Below are 16,506 nucleotides of genomic sequence, written 5' to 3' on the forward strand. Positions count from 1 at the left end.
ATCTTTTGACTTTGCTTTAAGATCTAGATCAAAAGATCGCAGCCTGCGGCAGCTCCTACAGGAATGCGGGGTGGTGGATCAGTCGTCGATGTTCATCAACTGCCGCACCCCATCCCACGCCTCGGCCCGCATCCGCTGCACATCCAGCCCCGGAATCACGCCGTTATCGACCACCACCCGACCACCGACCAGGCTGTACTTCACTGCGATCGGCTCACCCGCCACCACCGGCGCGACGGCGCTGTCGTGGAAACCGAAGAACCGCGGATGGTCCAGACCGTAGACCACCAGGTCCGCCGCCTGGCCGATTTCCAGGGTGCCGACCGCCCCCAGCCCCAGCACCTGCGCGCCCCCGGACGTGCCCCAGTGAATGACATCTTCGACGGTGGTGGCCGAGGCGCCTTGCTGCGCCCGGTGAATCAACCATGCGGTGTTCGCTTCGCCGACCATGCTGCCGGATTCGTTGGAGGCCACACCATCCACCCCAAGGGAAATCGGCACCCCGGCCTCGAACATCTGCGGCACCGGCGCGACGCCGCTACCGAGGCGTGCATTGCTCACCGGGCAATGGGAAATGCCGGTGCCGGTTTGCGCGAGCATGCGGATTTCACCGGGCTGCATGTGCACCGCATGGGCGAACCACACGTCCGGGCCGAGCCACTCGTGTTCGGCGACGAATTCCACCGGCAGGCAGTTGTATTTTTCACGGCAGAAATTCACGTAGTTCTGCGTTTCAGACAAGTGCGTGTGCAGGCGCAAACCCAGGCCGCGCGCGGTATGGGCCAGTTCACGCAGCAGTGTCGGCGGCAACGAAAAAGTAGGGGTGGTCGGCGCGACCACTACACGGCGCATGGCGTCCGGGGTGTCCTGGTGATAGCGGGATTTCAGTCGTTCGATGTCACCGACCATCTGGTCGAGGGTTTCCGGTTGCAGCGCGGTTTTCGAGAACCCCGGGTGGGCGCTGGCCGACTCCAGCGCGCCGCCCCGGCACAAAACGAAACGCAGGCCGAACTGATCGGCCACATCGAACAGCAGGTCACCGGTCTCGGTGGTGCCGTTGGCATGGTAGAGGTAATGGTGATCGGCGCAGGTCGTCACGCCCGACAGCAGCAGTTCGGCCATGCCCAGTTGTGCGGCGATCCGCGCCAGTTGCGGCGTGAAGCGGTTCAGACGCGGGTAAGGCACACTGGCCAGCCAGCCTTGCAGGTCCTGGTTCAATCCTTCGGGCACGGCCTTGAGCAGGTTCTGGAACAGGTGGTGGTGGGTGTTGATCCAGCCCGGATACACCACCGCGTGGCGCGCATCGATCAGCCGTTCGCCGGGTTGCACTTGAAGGCCTGCGGCCATTTCGGCGATGCGCCCGTTGACGACGCGGATGTCCACGGCGCCGGCCCGGGCGCGCGGGCCACGCAGGCCGGTCATTACTGCCTGCGGGTTCTTGATCAGGATGTTTTGCAGTTGAGTCATGGTCGGCTCCAGTCAGAGGCTGTGGGTGGCGGATTTGCTGGCGGCGGCATCGGGCACGCTGACGCCGTTGAGGGTGGCGTTGAGCAACACCGACACCAGGCAGGCGATCACCACGCTGCTGTGCAGGAAAGGCTGCGACCACTCGGGCAATTGCTTGAACAGGGCCGGGGCCAGCACCGGCACGAGTGCGGCGGCGAGGGTGAAGCCGACGATCAGCACGTTGTAGCGATTACGCTCGTAGTCGACCTTGGCCAGGGTCTGGATCCCTGCTGCCGCGACCACGCCGAACATGGCGATCCCGGCACCGCCCAGCGCCGCAGTCGGCATCGAGGCGATGATCGCCCCGGCCTTGGGCACCAGCGCCACCGAGCACATCAGCAGGCCGCTGATGGCGACCACCCAGCGACTGCGCACACCGGTGAGGATCACCAGCCCGACGTTTTCCATGAAGGCAATGAATGGGAACGCCGCGAACATCCCGGCGATGGTGCTCGCCAGGCCGTTAGCGCGCAGGCCGTTGATCACCTGTTTTTCTTCCACCGGTTTATCGACGATGTCGCCGATGGCCACGAACAGCCCCATCGATTCGACCATCTGCACGATCATCACCACCACCATGGTGGCGATGGGGATCAGGCTGAAGGTCGGCAGGCCGAAGTAGAACGGGTAGGGAACGGTGAGCCACGGCGAGTCCTGCACGCTGTGAAAACTGCCCATGCCCAGCCCGTAAGCCAGCGCCGCGCCCACCAGCATGCCCACCAGCACCGCCATGTTGCGCAGCATCGGGCTGCCGTACCGGTTGACCAGCAGGATGCTGAGCAACACCACCGCCGCGACGGCCAGGTACGCCGGCGCCCCGAAGTCGGTGGCATGCCGTCCGCCGCCAACCCACTCATAGGCGATCGGAAACAGCTGAAGGCCGATTACGGTGACGATGCAACCGGTGACCACCGGTGGAAAAAAGCGCCGTAGTCGACCCACGAACGGTGCGATCAGCATGGTGAAAATCCCCGCGCCGATCACCGCTCCGCAGACCCCGGCGAACCCGACATCCGGGTTGGTGCCGATGGCGATCACCGGCCCGACGCTGCTGAACGCCACGCCTTGGAGAATTGGCAGGCGCACGCCGAATTTCCAGAAACCGACGGTTTGCAGCAGGGTGGCGATGCCCGAGCAGAACAGCGTGGTGCTGATCAGCACCACCGTGTCGGCCTGGGACATTTTCAGGGCGCTGGCGACAATCAACGGCACGGCGATGGCGCCGATGTACGAGACGGCCATGTGTTGCAGGCCGAGGGTGAGCATTTGCCGCACCGGCAGAACCCGGTCGACGGGGTGGATGGCGGGTGTTGCGGGGGTATTGGCTGACGACATGGGGAATCACCTCTAGCTGTTGTTATTCGGTACAGAGGGGTATTCGTTCTGATGTCCGTTCAACGGCACCTAATTCCTTGTAGGAGCTGGCTTGCCAGCGATAGCGGATTGTCAGTCGACAAATCGGGTGACTGTTAAGCCGTCATCGCTGGCAAGCCAGCTCCTACAGGGTTTGGGTCGTTCTGAAAAATGGGCACCAGTCATTCATGTGCCCGGAACCGCCATCCACCGGCTCCGATGCCTTTTTTCAGCCTGCCAGGCAGGCGGCAAAGCCCTGGTTCAGGGCCGCGCGGTCCAGGTCGCGGCCGATGAACACAATCTTGCTGGAGCGCGGTTCGGCGCCCCATGCGGTGGAGGCACGGAACTCGACGAGGCTGTGCACCCCTTGCAGCACGTAGCGTTGGTCCTGATCAGCCACCGCCAGTACGCCCTTCATGCGATACAGGTTGTCGGCCTGCTCGTTGCGCAACTGTGTGATCCAGCGATGGAAGTCGCCCAGGTTGACCGCCCCGTCCACGGTGATGCCCACCGACGACACGCTCGGATCATGGTCATGGTCGAGATCGTCATGATCGTGGTGATGGTCATCGGCGTGGTCATCGTGCTCGGCACCGATTTCCATGAGTTTCTGCGTGGACTCGAAGGCGCCGATGCCAAGGATTTTCGACAGGTCGATTTCGGCGTAGCTGGAGGTCATCAGGTCCGCCGTAGCATTGAGGCCCCGAATCTTGCCGCTCAGGGATGCCACTTCATCCTCGCTGACCAGATCGACCTTGTTGATCACGATGCGGTCGGCACAGACGATCTGGTCCACGGCCTGGTTGTCAACACCATCGAGTTGCAGGTCTTCCAGGTGCTGGGCTATGTGCCTGGCATCGACCATCGTGACAATGGCGTCGAGTTCCACCTCATCGGCGATCGGGTCATTGATGAAAAAGCTCTGGGCCACCGGGTAGGGATCGGCCAGGCCGCTGGTCTCGATCAGGATGTGATCGAGGCGCACCGGGCGCGCTACCAGTTCACGGACGATGCGCACCAGGTCTTCGCGAACCTCGGCGGTGCAGCACACGCAGCCGTTGACCATCTCGTAGATTTCTTCGGTTTCGGAACTGAGCACCAGGTCGCCGTCGATGCCGACCTCACCGAACTCGTTCTCGATCACGGCGATCTTGCGGCCGTGGTTCTCCTTGAGGATGTAGTTGAGCAGGGTGGTTTTGCCGGCGCCGAGGAAGCCGGTGAGGATGGTCACCGGGATTTTGGTGTTGGGGGTTGGGGCGTTGAAGGGGGTGTTCATGTGAGGCTCCTTGAATAACTGAAGGGTCTGAGTGCTATCAACTGTGGGAGCGAGCCTGCTCGCGAATGCGGCGTGTCAATCAGCGAAGTTGGCGGCTGATTCACCCCTTTCGCGAGCAGGCTCGCTCCCACAGGGGGTTGTGGGTTCTCGCCAGCGCGTTGCCGTGCCGGCATCGAGGCCGAACAGGTCGAGGACGCGACCGAGGCTGTGGTCGACCATCTGTGCCAGGTCTTGCGGGCGGGCGTAGAAGGCCGGAACGGGCGGCGCGATGATTCCGCCCATCTCCGTGACAGCCGTCATGTTGCGCAGGTGGGCGAGGGTCAGCGGGGTTTCCCGGGCCATCAGCACCAGCGTGCGGCGTTCCTTGAGCGTGACGTCGGCGGCCCGCCCGATCAGCCCTGAAGAGGTGCCGGTGGCGATTTCCGCCAGGGTGCGCATGGAACAGGGCGCGACCACCATGCCCAGGCAGCGGAACGAACCGCTGGCGATACCGGCCGCTACGTCATCGGCGCGGTGGTAATGGCTGGCCAGCGCCGTGACGTCGGCCAGTTTGTAATCGGTTTCGTGGGCCATGGTCAGCAGCGCGGCGCGGCTGATGACCAGGTGGCTTTCAATGTCCAGTTCGGCGAGCAATTGCAGCAGGCGTACGCCGTAGATAAAACCCGACGCACCGCTGATGCCGACCACCATGCGCTGGCGGTTCATGATTGCAGGCCAGCGAGCAGTTGGCGGGCGCGGTCGACCGCATCCCGTTCAAGTTGCGCCTTGATCCCGTCGAAGCCTGAGCCGCGGGTAGCGTCCAGGCCCATTCGCGAGGTAGTGCCGTTGACGGACGATGACGGGTCCAGCGGGCTGCCAGGCAAGCCATCGATGACGAAGATGTCCTGGTGCGGCTGGAAGTGCGTGGCCAGCGCCCACAGCACTTGACTGTCGTCGCTGATATCGATGTCGCTGTCCACCGCGATCACGGTCTTCAGGTACGGGTCCCAGCCGAGCAGGGCCAGCATGATCTGTCGCGCTTCGCCGTCGCGGCTTTGCTCCAGCGCGACGTAGCAATGAAAATGGGTGCCCGAATTCGGGTAGTGCACGGCGGTGACGGCGGGGAAGCGTGCCTTGAGCTTTTCGCTCATCTCCGCTTCCCGGGGCAGTCGCGCCAGGGTCAGGTGTTCGGCGTAGCGACCGCCGACCACGTCCACCAGCCAGGCGTCCTTGCGCCGCATCAGGGTATCGACCCGCAGTACATTGTTGGTCGAGCGATCCGAGGAGTAGCCGCTGAATTCACCGAACGGACCTTCTTCGGCATAGGCCGTGGGATCGATCGCACCTTCGAGGACAAATTCTGCGCTGGCCGGGACGCCGATCCCGTAGCGCGGGGTCTTCACCAGCTCCAGCGGCGCGCCGAACAATCCGCCCGCCACGGCGCGCTCATCGCTGCCGAACGGCAAGCGTGCGGCCGCCGCGAGCATGAACAAAGGGTGCGCGCCGACCACCATGGCCACGCGCAATTCTTCGCCACGCTCGCGGGCGGTTTGCAGCATGCGCCACAGATGGCCCCGTGAGTGCAGGCTGGTGGCGAGGGTCTGCCGGGCGTGGCGCATCGAGCGGTGGTAGCTCATATTGGCGATGCCGCTGACCGGGTCCTCGGCAATGATGATCGCGTTGGTGATGTAGGGACCGCGATCACTGGCGAAATGCTTGAGCATCGGCAACAGCGCCAGGTCCACGGCTTCGCCTTCGTAGATCTCGTCCAGCACCGGGCCGCTTTCCACGTAGCGCGGGGCGATGGGGTTGTTGGCGCGTTGCTGGAACGTCTCGTGCAGTTGCGCCGGGGCAACGCCGAACATTCGTGCGATACGGGTACGGGAGGCAAACAGGTTGGTGGCCACTGGCACGCCGAAGGTGCCGACTTTTTCGCAGATCAGCAGCGGGTCGCGGCCCTGGTTGGCCAGGGCATCGACCAGGGCGGTGACGTCCTGGTCGGCTGAAAGGGATTGCCGGACCGTCAGCACATCGTCCGGGTATTGCCGGCGATAGGCGTCTAGAAAAACATGAAAATCCTGGGTATCGCCGAGCGTCGAGAGGGTCATGGTTTCACCTCGTGAAAAAGGGACAGCGAGGTCCCTGTGGGAGCGAGCCTGCTCGCGAAGAGGCCGTGTCAGGCGACATCCGTACCGCCTGACACTCCGCTTTCGCGAGCAGGCTCGCTCCCACATGGGGTACTACGGGTACGTCGTGGTCAGGCGAATGTCCGCCTCGGCCAGGTCCTTGGGTGGCGGCGTCGGTTCGATGCCGCACAACCGGGCGATGTTGTTGCCCAGGTAATCCTCAAGGTGGTCCTCGTCGATGCCCAGGCCTTGTGGTGCGGGCGAGCACAGCACCTCAAGCTCGCGCAGCCACATGCCCGGCTCGTTCGGCGGCGAGTCGGTGCCGAACACGATCTTGTTGCGTGGCAGGTCCTTGGCGAACTCGACAATCCGCGACTGGAAGCACCAGCCCGATTCGCAGAACACGTTCGGCGTGTCCATGGCCATCCAGAACGCTTCGAACGAGTAGTTGCCGCCGGTCTGGATACCGAAGTGGCCGATGATGAAATTGACCATCGGGAACTCACGGATGATCGGGTAGAACATGGTTGGAATGGTGTACGGGCCGTCGCCCGTGTGGATCAGCACCACGATGTTGTACTTGGCACACACCTTCATTGCCGGACGCAGCCAGTCCAGCGCCCGGTCCGGACGATAACCGTGCATGTTGGCGTGCAGCTTGAGCATCTTGAAACCGTATTCCTTGATGTGGAACTCCAGCTCCGCCGCACCGTTTTCCGGCCCCCAGCGCGGGTTGAAGTTGAAATTGCCGATGAAACGGTCGGGGTATTTCACGCACAGTTCGGCGACGTAGGACATGTAGTCCCGCACACCCTCACGGCCACGGCGGTTGCCGTCGCGGTAACCGGTGTTGCCCGGCGGTGGCTGGATGAAACCCATGTCGATGCGGCGCGGCTTGCCGTTGATCATGTACGGGCCGTCCATCAGCTTGAGCATGCGCTCGCCGGTGAAGGGTTCGCCGGTGTGGCGCCAGGCCTCGTCGACCAGGTTGGTGGGGTGCAGATGGGTATCGATGATCATCGGTTCAGCTCCTGGCCAGTTGCGTGGTGACGGGACGCTTGAGTTGCGCCTCTGCTTCGGAAACGGAACGGGGTGGCGGCGTGGGTTTGAGGCCGATCATCCGTGCGGTGTTGTTGCCCAGGTACTCTTCAAGGGTGTCTTCGTCGAGGTTCAGGCCTTGCGGCGGTTCATGGCACAGCACTTCCAGCAGGCGCAGCCACATGCCCGGTTCGTTCGGCGGCGTATCGGTACCGAAGAGAATCTTGTGGGTGGGCAAGACCTTGGCGAACTCGACGATCCGCGATTGCAGGCACCAACCCGATTCGCAGTAGACGTTGGGCAACTCCATCGCCCATTGCATCGGTTCGAACACGTAGACGCCGCCGGTCTGCACGCCGAAGTGAGCCATGATGAAATCGACGTTGGGAAACTCCTTGATCATCGGCACCCATTCCGACGGGATGCTGTACGGCCCATCGCCGGTGTGCAGCTTGACCGGGATGCCCAGTTCGGCGCACTTCTCGAAGGCCGGGCGCACCCAGTCCAGGGCGCGGTCAGGACGGTAGGCGTGCATGTTGGCCTGCATCTGGACCATCTTGAAGCCGTGTTCCTTGACGTAGCGCTCGATGGCCTCGACGCCGTTTTCCACGCCGCAGCGCGGGTTGTAGACGAAGCAACCGATGAAGCGATCCGGGTAGGCCTGGACCATTTTCAGCGTGTAGGCCATGTAGGCGTCGATGGATTCGCGCCCGCTGAGTTCACCGTCGGTCCAGGTGTAGATGGTGTTGCCCTGCGGGGGCTGGATGAAGGCTTTGTCGATGCGGCGAGGTTTGCCGTTGACCATGTACGGGCCATCCATCATCTGCAGCAGACGCTCGCCGGTGAACGGGTCACCGTCATGCCTCCAGGCGAGGTCCACCAGATCGGTGGGATAGCAACTGATATCGATGATCATTGAAGTCGATCTCCTGATAGCGGGGAAAGGAACCTTGCGGTTCGCTAGCAGCCACGTCCGGGCAATCGGCCATTTCTATGCGCAAAGACTCACGCATTCCCTCGCCTGGTCGCATCCGGCTCGGGACGCTGGCTGCTTGGGGAGGAGTATTGGAAGGGGGGGTGAGGTTCGTACAATATTAATTGGGTAGGGGTTTGATATGCGTTCGATATGGAGCATGAGTGGTGGGCTTTTCCGGCCTCTTCGCGAGCAGGCTCGCTCCCACCTTCAACTGCATTCCAATGCAGTCAACTGTGGGAGCGAGCCTGCTCGCGAAGGCGTCAGTGTTGTGTACGCAAAGCCAACTGCTTGACCGCCTCAACCACCGGCGCCACGCGCTCACCATGTCCCGGCGGCCACACCGCATACAGGTTGTAATGCGCCGCAATCTGCGCCTCGTTCAACATCACCAGCCGACCGCTACGCAACGCATCTGCCGCCAGCAAACCGCGCACCAGTCCCGCGCCAACACCGGCCTCGGCCGCCGCAATCAGATTGGCCGCGTTATCGAACACCACCCTTGCCGCAGGCTCGACGGGAGGCATTCCCGCCGCATCCAGCCAAGGAATCCACGACCGTCGCGTATACCCCAGCAACGGCAGTTCGAGGATCTGCGCCGGGCTCAGCGGTAACTGCAAACCGTGCCGCTCAAGCAATCGGGGCGACGCCACCGCCATCACCCGATCCCCGCAAATCTGCGTCATCTCGCAGTCGTCCCAATCGCCATAGCAGTAGCGCAGGGCCAGGTCCACGCGTTCAAACGTGCTGCGGTCCGAGCGCGGCATCGACAGCAACACCACCTCATGCTCGGGCAACAGGTCCAACAGCTGTGGCAAGCGCGGATTGAGCCAGCTCTGGGCCAGTTCGCTGTCTACGTCGATCGTCAGCCTCTGCGCCACACTGCGGTTCTTTACCGAAGACAGCGCCCGGTCGATTTGCGCCAGGCCGTCGGACAGCACGCTGGCAAACAACTGCCCGGCGTCAGTCAGGTTGCTGCCACCCCCTTCGCGCACGAACAGCGGCTGACCGATGAAGTCTTCCAGGGAACGGATCTGCTGGCTGATGGCGCTGTGGGTCAGGTCCAGTTTGCGCGCGGCGCTGGAGAAACTGCCGCTGCGGGCGGCCTGGATGAAGGCACTCATGGACTGCACCGACGGGTATCGCTTGTACATGCTGTTAGTCCTACTTACACAGGATGGCAGAAATCGTCGCTGGCCCGATTTTCACCAGGCTTCCAATAATCGAGCACCAGGCCTGCACAAAGACGGGCCGCTCTCTTGGAGCCTGACAATGATCGAATTCACGGTAAACGGCGAACGACGCGAGCTGGTAGAGACGTCCCCCTCCATGCCCTTGTTATGGGTGCTGCGCGACCATTTGAAACTCACCGGCACCAAGTTCGGTTGCGGCATGGGCCTGTGCGGCGCCTGCACTGTGCATCTGGACGGTGTCGCGGTGCGGTCCTGCCAATTGCCGGTGGCCGCCGTGGCGGGGCATCGGATCACCACCATCGAAGGCCTGTCGCCCACTGGGCAGCATCCGCTGCAACTGGCCTGGGTTGCCGAAGATGTGCCGCAATGCGGTTACTGTCAATCCGGTCAGATCATGTCCGCCGCCGCGTTGCTCAGCTCCGGTGCAGAAGTGAGCGACGACTCGATCCGCAATGCCATGTCCGGCAACCTGTGCCGCTGCGGCACCTACGGGCGGATCAACAAGGCGATCAAACGCGCGGCCAACGCGCCTAAGGAGGCGTGATGTCGATTTCACGGATGGATCTCTCGCGACGTACGTTTCTCAAGCAAACCGCGACCGCTGCCAGCGGCCTGGCCATCGCGTTTTACCTGCCCTGCGGCCTGTCTGCGACAGACCCCAAGGCCCCGACGCCGGCCAGTGACTTCGAACCCAATGCCTGGGTGCGCATCCTGCCCGACGGCACGGTGAAACTGGTGGTGCACAAGCACGATTCCGGCACCGGCACGCACACCGCGCTGGCCGCGTGCGTAGCCGAGGAGCTGGACGTCAACCCGATGTCTGTGCAGGTGATCTCGCCGGAAAATCCGTTCTTCGAAACCTACATTCACCCGATCTGGAAGGTCTTCTCCACCGGCGGCAGTACCAGCGTGTCGCTGGAGTACGAGCGCCTGCGCATGGCCGGGGCGACGGCGCGCACGTTGTTGCTCACCGCCGCCTCCAGGCAGTGGAAAGTCAGCGCCGACACCTGTACCACCGAGGAGGGGCGCGTCGTGCATGCGGCGACCCAGCGCAGCCTTGGTTACGGTGAACTGGCCGTGGTTGCCGCGCATCTGCCGGCACCGACCAAGGTCACGCTCAAGGACCCGGCGCAGTTCAAGTACATCGGCAAGCTGCGGCACAAGCGCGACGCCCAGGCCAAGGTCTGCGGGCGCTTCACCTACAGTATCGACGTGGTGCTGCCGGACATGCTGGTGGCGGTGATTCAGCGCGCGCCCGTGGTCGGGGCGAGCGTCGTATCGGTGGACAGCACGGCGGCGCTGCAGGTGCCGGGCGTGCGCAAGGTGATCAAGGTGCCGGGCCGTCCCGACGTACTCGGCGGTAACGTCGAGGGCGTGGCGGTGTTGGCGGTCCATTACTGGGCCGCGCATCAGGGCCGCGCGTTGCTCGAGGTGCAATGGAGCGACTCACCGCTGGCCGGTTTCGACAGCGATGAGCTGCACAAGGCCCAGGCAGCTGCGCTGGCAGACGAGGGCGCACAACGGGTCCGTGCAATGGCTGCCGGGGACGTGAGCGGACAATGGCCGAACGCGGCGAAACTGTTCGAAGCCGAGTACCGCATGCCCTACAAGGTGCAGAATCCGCTCGAGCCGATTTGCATCACCGCACAGGTCAAGGATAACGCCATCACCTATTGGGGCGGCGTGCAGGTGCCTTCCTCGGCCCTGGAAGCGGCGAAAACGGTGTGCAAGATCGTCCAGGACAAGGTCACCATCCATGAGTTGGTGTCCGGCGGCAGTTTCGGCGCGCGCGAAGCCAAGTACTGGTTGTTCGAAGTGGCGTACCTGGCGCAGCAAACCAGGGTGCCGGTAAAACTGATGAACAGCCGTGAAGACGAAATGCGTTCATTGTTCATGCACCCGGCCACGCTCCATCGGGCCAAGGGTGCGCTGGACGCCCAGGGACACTTGACGGCGTTGCAGCTGGAGGCCGTGTCACCCGCCTCGCCAGAGCAGTGGGAACCGGGCTACTTCGAACGTCCCGATAAAATGGACTACAGCACCACCGAGGCCATCACCGCGTGGGATTTCGCCTATCGCCCGGCAAACCTCGACCTTGCATGGGTCAGGCACGAAACCCGGGTGCCCAGCGGCTGGTATCGCTCGGTGAGCTTCATCCCCAACGTGTTCGCCGTGGAGAGCTTCATGGATGAGCTGGCCCATGGCGCAGGGCAAGACCCGTTGGCCATGCGCCTGGCCAACATGCAGGATCGGCCACGGCACGTTGCGGTGCTCAAAAGCGCTGCCGAGCGCGCCGGTTGGGGCCAGCCCCTGCCTGAAGGGACGGCGTTGGGGATCGCCACCAACCAGGGCTACAGCAGTTTCATCGCGGTGGTTGCACGGGTGTCGAAACAGGATGGCGTAGTCAAGGTCGAGAAGCTCACCTGCGTTGTCGATTGCGGTCTGGCCGTTTCGCCTGGCGGCGTCGAAGAACAGATCTACGGCGGCCTGATGTGGGGCCTGGGGCACGCCTTGTTCGATCGCCTGGACATCAGGCAAGGCAGGGTGGTGCAAAGCAACTTCCACGATTACCGGGTAACGCGCATGTCGGACATGCCGGCGCTGGACATCCTGCTGGTCGAGGGTGATCCGGGCAAGCCCGGTGGTGTAGGCGAGCTGGGCAGCCCATCGGTGGCCCCGGCCATCGCCAATGCCCTGTTCAGCCTGACCGGCGTGCGCCAGCGCTCGACCCCCTTGAACCTGGGGTAGTTGTCATGGACTTGCGTCTGTTGCGCTACTTCATGGCGCTGGCCGAAGAGCTGCATTTCGGCCGGGCCGCCACCCGCTTGCACATATGCCAGCCTCCGCTGAGCCAGCAGATTAGGCTGCTGGAGGAGGAACTTGGGACGCCGCTGTTCGAGCGCAGTCATCACCGGGTCGAGCTGACCGCCGCCGGGCAAATGCTCAAGGAGCAGGCACCGCTGGTATTCGAACAGCTCAACCGTGCGCTCGACCTGACACGGCAAACCGGTCGCGGCCAGTTGGGCGAGCTGGAAATCGGCATGATCAGTTCGGTAATGGTCGGTGTGCTGCCTCGGGCCTTGCACCTGTTTCGCGAACGTTATCCGCAGGTGAGCTGGCGCCTGCATGAGATGACGCCGGCGGCGCAGGTCAAGGCGCTCAAGGAAAAACGCATCGATGCCTGCGTGTTCCGGGTCGGCTATGACGATCCGCAGTTGCGCAATGAACTGCTGATCTACGAGCCGATCCGGGTGGTCATGCCGGTCGATCACCCGCTGGCCGCAAAACAGCTTCTGGCACCCGCGGACCTGGCGCCCGAGCCGTTCGTGGCGCTGGAGCTCAAGCAATCGCGTTTTGCCGATTTTCTCTACCAGTGCTGCATCCAGGCCGGTTTCACGCCGCAGATTCGCCAGCAGGTGATCGAGGTGCAAACCTTGCTCAGCCTGGTCCGCGCCGGTTTCGGCGTGGCCTTGTTGCCGGCCTCCATCGAACAGCTGGCGCCTGCAGGCCTGGTGTTCCGGCGCCTGACCCCGGCGTTGCCGGAGGTGCCGTTGTACGCTACCTACCGAGCGGACGACGATTCGCCGGTACTCAAGCTGTTTCTCGATACGTTGCGTGAGCTGGTCCTGCAAGACCGGCCGGCTTAACGCACAACCTTGTGGGAGCGGGCTTGCTCGCGAAGGCGGTGGATCAGTCCCTGAATCTGTTGAATGACACACCGCCTTCGCGAGCAAGCCCGCTCCCACAGGTTCTTTGCACTATCCGAAAAACGGGCGGTCGGAGACTTCACAGAGTCACCCAACTTGTGGAGTCGCAATGAGCCAGGACGTCCTGACCACCGAAACCAATCGCCGCCAGTTGCAGCAGATCATCGCAGGGCTGACCGACGGGGTTATTCTGCTCGACCCCGATCAGTGCATTCTCTGGGCCAATGACGCCGCGCTGGCGATGCACGGCGTCGAGCGCATCGGCGATCTGGGGGCCAATGCCAAGGAATATGCCAAGCGCTTCGCATTGCGGTATCGCAATAACCATCCGGTCCCGGCGCACAGCTACCCGATCAACCGCGTGGCTCGCGGCGAGACCTTCAGCGATGTGCTGGTAGAGGTGACGCCAGCGGCGGATGAAGAGACCATGTGGGTCCATCGCGTGCGCAGCCTGGTGCTGGCCGACAACCGTGGCGAGCCGGAATCGCTGGTATTGATCATGGACGATGTCACCGACTGGGCGAGCGCCGAGCAGCGTTTCGAAAAAACCTTTGCCGCCAACCCGGCGCCCGCGGTGATTTGCCGTCTCAGCGATTTGCGTTATATCAAGGTCAATCCGGGTTTCCTCGAGATGACCGGTTACGCCCGTGACCAGGTGATCGGCACGTCGACCTACGAGCTGGATGTGCTGGCACAGGCTGAAAACAGGGATCTGGCGAAACAATGCTTGCGCGACGGCACCACCATTCCCCAGATGCAGGCCGAACTGCAGTTGCCCGCAGGCGGTACCAAGCAGGTGATCGTCGCCGGGCAGCCCCTTGAGCTGCATGACGAAGCCTGCATGCTGTTTTCCTTCGTCGACATGGAGCCCCGGCGCAAGGTCGAAGTGGCCCTGCGCCAGAGCGAGGAGCGGTTTGCCAAGGCCTTTCGCCTGACGCCGGTGCCAACCTTGGTGTGCAGCGCCAGCGACCAGGTGGTGATGGATGTCAATGACGCGTTCCTCGAGACCCTTGCGTACTCCAGCGACGAGGTGTCCGGCAAAACCATCGCCGAGATCGAGGTTTTCCATGACAAAGGGGCACGCACGCGGTTCTTTACCACCCTGGAGAAAACCGCAAGCCTGGACCGCGTTGACGTGCGTGTGCGCAGGAAAGACAACGAACTGATCGATTGCGCCGTTTCCGCCGACACCGTGAACATCCAGGGTAGCCCTTGCTACCTGTTGGTGTTGATGGACATCACCGAGCGCAAACGCACCGAGCTGGAATTGGTGGCGGCCATTGAAGAGGTGATGAAAGATGCCTCCTGGTTCAGTCGCACGCTGATCGAAAAACTCGCCAACGTGAAGAACGTCAACGCACCGCAGTTGCCCAGCGTGTCGTTTACCGACCTGACAGCTCGGGAGCGCGACGTGCTGGAACTGATCTGTGCAGGCCTGGCGGACAAGGAAATCGCTGCGCGCCTGAAACTGGCGACGAATACCGTGCGCAACCACGTTGCGACCGTGTATTCCAAGTTAGACGTGCACAGCCGCAGCGAGGCGATTGTCTGGGCGCGCGAACGCGGACTGTTTTCCAGTGCATGGCGTCCAAAGACTCAAGGGTAAGGTGCAAATGCACTAATCGAGGGGGTGCAAACTCAGGTTCTGGCAGGTAGGTGGCAAGCCTTAGGCTAAGAGCGGGCGAATGACGTTTACCGATCATTCATCCTCCCTGGGTCGTAAAAGGAACAGCCATGCTCGACGAATGCATTACCCACGCACTGGATGGCCGCGGTGGGCTGTCGCAATGATTTACGTAGCGCAGCTGCGCACGCAGCTTGAACGGACCTTTTCGCCTTTGGCTTGTGAATGCAATATCACTGGCGATCATACCTTGACCATCAAGCTCTACCACCCGGTGTCGGGACAAGTCGATCTGGTGGTCAGCGGATTGAACGTAACCCTGCTGCAGACACCCGAATCGGTGGCGGCGCTTATCGAAGAATTGAGGTATGAACTGGAATGCAACAGCCTGCAGCGCCCGGATCCGGTAGTGTAGGAATTGCCAGGTTTGTCATGCCCGGACGAGTGAATACGCGATAAGAAAGTACAAAAGTGATTTTTCTGCAGCCGCACCGTGAACTTTCCAGCGGTGTTCTGTTGTCACACAAACGTGTACATCCTTTTTCGCGGGTCAGCCTATGAAAAGTCTTGGGAAACGCGTTTTTGCTCCTGTTGCACTGTGTGCCGTGATTATCGGTGGCTGCTCCAGTCCGCCGCCACCTCCACCTGCTGCACCACCACCGCCGCCTGAAACGACCTGCCAGACCTCGGATAGCACCCAGGTAATGGGCGATATGCGGGCGGAAGGGGAGGTAAAACGCGAAACAACCGTGACGCGGTGCGTCACCCAGTAAAAACGTAAGCCCCCTGTAGGAGCGAGCATGCTCGCGATGGTCGTTAACGATAACGCTGGGAACCTGACACCCCTTGTCGTTCTCAGGTCCATCGCGAGCATGCTCGCTCCTACATAGGGGTGTATCAGATCAGGACAGGAACCCACCGTCGACGTTCAGCGAAACGCCCGTGGTGTAGCTCGATGCGTCGCTCGCCAGGTACAGCACGGCGCCGGCCATCTCGCTTGGGTCTGCCACGCGCTTGAGCGGGATCTGTTGCAGCGCAGTGTTCAAGATCGCCTCGTTTTTCACCAGCGCCGACGCAAACTTGGTATCCGTCAGGCCCGGCAGCAGGGCGTTGTAGCGGATGCCAAACTGCGCGCATTCCTTGGCAAACACCTTGGTCATGTTGATCACGGCTGCCTTGGTCACCGAGTAGATACCCTGGAAGATCCCGGGAGAGACGCCGTTGATCGATGCGACGTTGATGATGCTGCCGCCGCCGTTTTCGCGCATCAGTTTGCCGGCTTCCACTGACATGAAGAAGTAACCGCGGATATTGACGTCGACGGTCTTCTGGAAGGCGCTGAGGTCGGTGTCCAGCACGTTGCAGAATTGCGGATTGGTCGCGGCGTTGTTGACCAGGATGTCCAGGCGCCCGAACTGTTCCTTGATGCCGGCGAAGACCTGGCTGATCTGTTCCATCTCGCCGATGTGGCAGGCGATGGCGGTGGCTTTGCCCCCGGCGGCGATGATCGCGTCCGCCACGTGCTGGCAGCCCTCGAGTTTACGGCTCGAGACGATCACGTGGGCGCCTTGCTGGGCCAGCAGTTTGGCGATGGCTTCACCGATGCCGCGGCTGGCGCCGGAGACGAATGCGATCTTGCCGTCGAGGTCGAACAACTGAGTCTTGGACATGATTTTTCCTTTTTATGGAGCCGAAATCGCCTTCTGTAAGAGCCCGGCTTGCCGGCGAAGG

At 62.4% G+C, this 16,506-nt stretch carries 14 protein-coding genes; 5 read left to right on the forward strand and 9 right to left on the reverse strand.

Annotated elements, in window-relative coordinates:
• Positions 1-78: 78 nt before the first annotated feature.
• From PG5_RS30855 to PG5_RS30890, 8 genes are all read right to left on the reverse strand, one after another.
• Entirely contained in the window at positions 79-1,467 is a 1,389-nt protein-coding gene (locus PG5_RS30855) for an amidohydrolase family protein (RefSeq protein ID WP_020800993.1), read from the reverse strand.
• A gap of 12 nt (positions 1,468-1,479) precedes the next feature.
• Positions 1,480-2,841 carry a nucleobase:cation symporter-2 family protein gene (locus tag PG5_RS30860; RefSeq protein WP_020800994.1) on the reverse strand — a complete coding sequence of 454 codons (1,362 nt, stop codon included), beginning with the start codon at positions 2,839-2,841 and terminating at the stop codon, positions 1,480-1,482.
• A 247-nt stretch (positions 2,842-3,088) separates the two neighbouring features.
• Positions 3,089-4,135, reverse strand: a complete 1,047-nt coding sequence (locus PG5_RS30865) for a GTP-binding protein (protein WP_020800995.1) — start codon at positions 4,133-4,135, stop codon at positions 3,089-3,091.
• A gap of 75 nt (positions 4,136-4,210) precedes the next feature.
• Positions 4,211-4,840 carry a UbiX family flavin prenyltransferase gene (locus PG5_RS30870; protein ID WP_020800996.1) on the reverse strand — a complete coding sequence of 210 codons (630 nt, stop codon included), beginning with the start codon at positions 4,838-4,840 and terminating at the stop codon, positions 4,211-4,213.
• Positions 4,837-6,222, reverse strand: a complete 1,386-nt coding sequence (locus PG5_RS30875) for a UbiD family decarboxylase (RefSeq protein ID WP_020800997.1) — start codon at positions 6,220-6,222, stop codon at positions 4,837-4,839. The genes PG5_RS30870 and PG5_RS30875 overlap by 4 nt, the downstream gene beginning before the upstream one ends.
• Before the next feature lie 132 nt (positions 6,223-6,354).
• Complete coding sequence (locus PG5_RS30880) at positions 6,355-7,260, reverse strand: amidohydrolase family protein (protein ID WP_020800998.1); 906 nt, start codon at positions 7,258-7,260, stop codon at positions 6,355-6,357.
• Positions 7,261-7,264: 4 nt separating this feature from the next.
• Positions 7,265-8,194 carry an amidohydrolase family protein gene (locus PG5_RS30885; protein WP_020800999.1) on the reverse strand — a complete coding sequence of 310 codons (930 nt, stop codon included), beginning with the start codon at positions 8,192-8,194 and terminating at the stop codon, positions 7,265-7,267.
• A 320-nt stretch (positions 8,195-8,514) separates the two neighbouring features.
• A complete protein-coding gene (locus tag PG5_RS30890; protein WP_020801000.1) occupies positions 8,515-9,405 on the reverse strand; it encodes a LysR substrate-binding domain-containing protein in 891 nt (296 codons plus the stop codon).
• Between the two features lie 118 nt (positions 9,406-9,523).
• Here PG5_RS30890 and PG5_RS30895 point away from each other — a divergent pair, with 118 nt between their 5' ends.
• From PG5_RS30895 to PG5_RS30915, 5 genes are all read left to right on the forward strand, one after another.
• Positions 9,524-9,988, forward strand: a complete 465-nt coding sequence (locus PG5_RS30895; protein WP_020801001.1) for a (2Fe-2S)-binding protein — start codon at positions 9,524-9,526, stop codon at positions 9,986-9,988.
• Positions 9,988-12,192, forward strand: a complete 2,205-nt coding sequence (locus PG5_RS30900) for a molybdopterin cofactor-binding domain-containing protein (protein ID WP_020801002.1) — start codon at positions 9,988-9,990, stop codon at positions 12,190-12,192. The genes PG5_RS30895 and PG5_RS30900 overlap by 1 nt, the downstream gene beginning before the upstream one ends.
• A gap of 5 nt (positions 12,193-12,197) precedes the next feature.
• Entirely contained in the window at positions 12,198-13,091 is an 894-nt protein-coding gene (locus tag PG5_RS30905) for a LysR family transcriptional regulator (protein WP_020801003.1), read from the forward strand.
• Positions 13,092-13,260: 169 nt separating this feature from the next.
• Positions 13,261-14,757 (forward strand): helix-turn-helix transcriptional regulator, encoded by a 1,497-nt coding sequence (locus PG5_RS30910; RefSeq protein ID WP_020801004.1) that lies wholly within the window; start codon positions 13,261-13,263, stop codon positions 14,755-14,757.
• Positions 14,758-14,938: 181 nt separating this feature from the next.
• Complete coding sequence (locus tag PG5_RS30915) at positions 14,939-15,190, forward strand: DUF1652 domain-containing protein (protein ID WP_020801005.1); 252 nt, start codon at positions 14,939-14,941, stop codon at positions 15,188-15,190.
• A 487-nt stretch (positions 15,191-15,677) separates the two neighbouring features.
• Here PG5_RS30915 and PG5_RS30920 read toward each other — a convergent pair whose 3' ends face one another.
• Positions 15,678-16,445: an SDR family oxidoreductase gene (locus tag PG5_RS30920; RefSeq protein ID WP_020801006.1), complete on the reverse strand. Its 768-nt coding sequence runs from the start codon at positions 16,443-16,445 to the stop codon at positions 15,678-15,680.
• Between the last annotated feature and the right edge of the window lie 61 nt (positions 16,446-16,506).

The organism is Pseudomonas sp. G5(2012) (assembly GCF_000408945.1).
In the GTDB taxonomy this organism is placed as follows: domain Bacteria; phylum Pseudomonadota; class Gammaproteobacteria; order Pseudomonadales; family Pseudomonadaceae; genus Aquipseudomonas; species Aquipseudomonas umsongensis.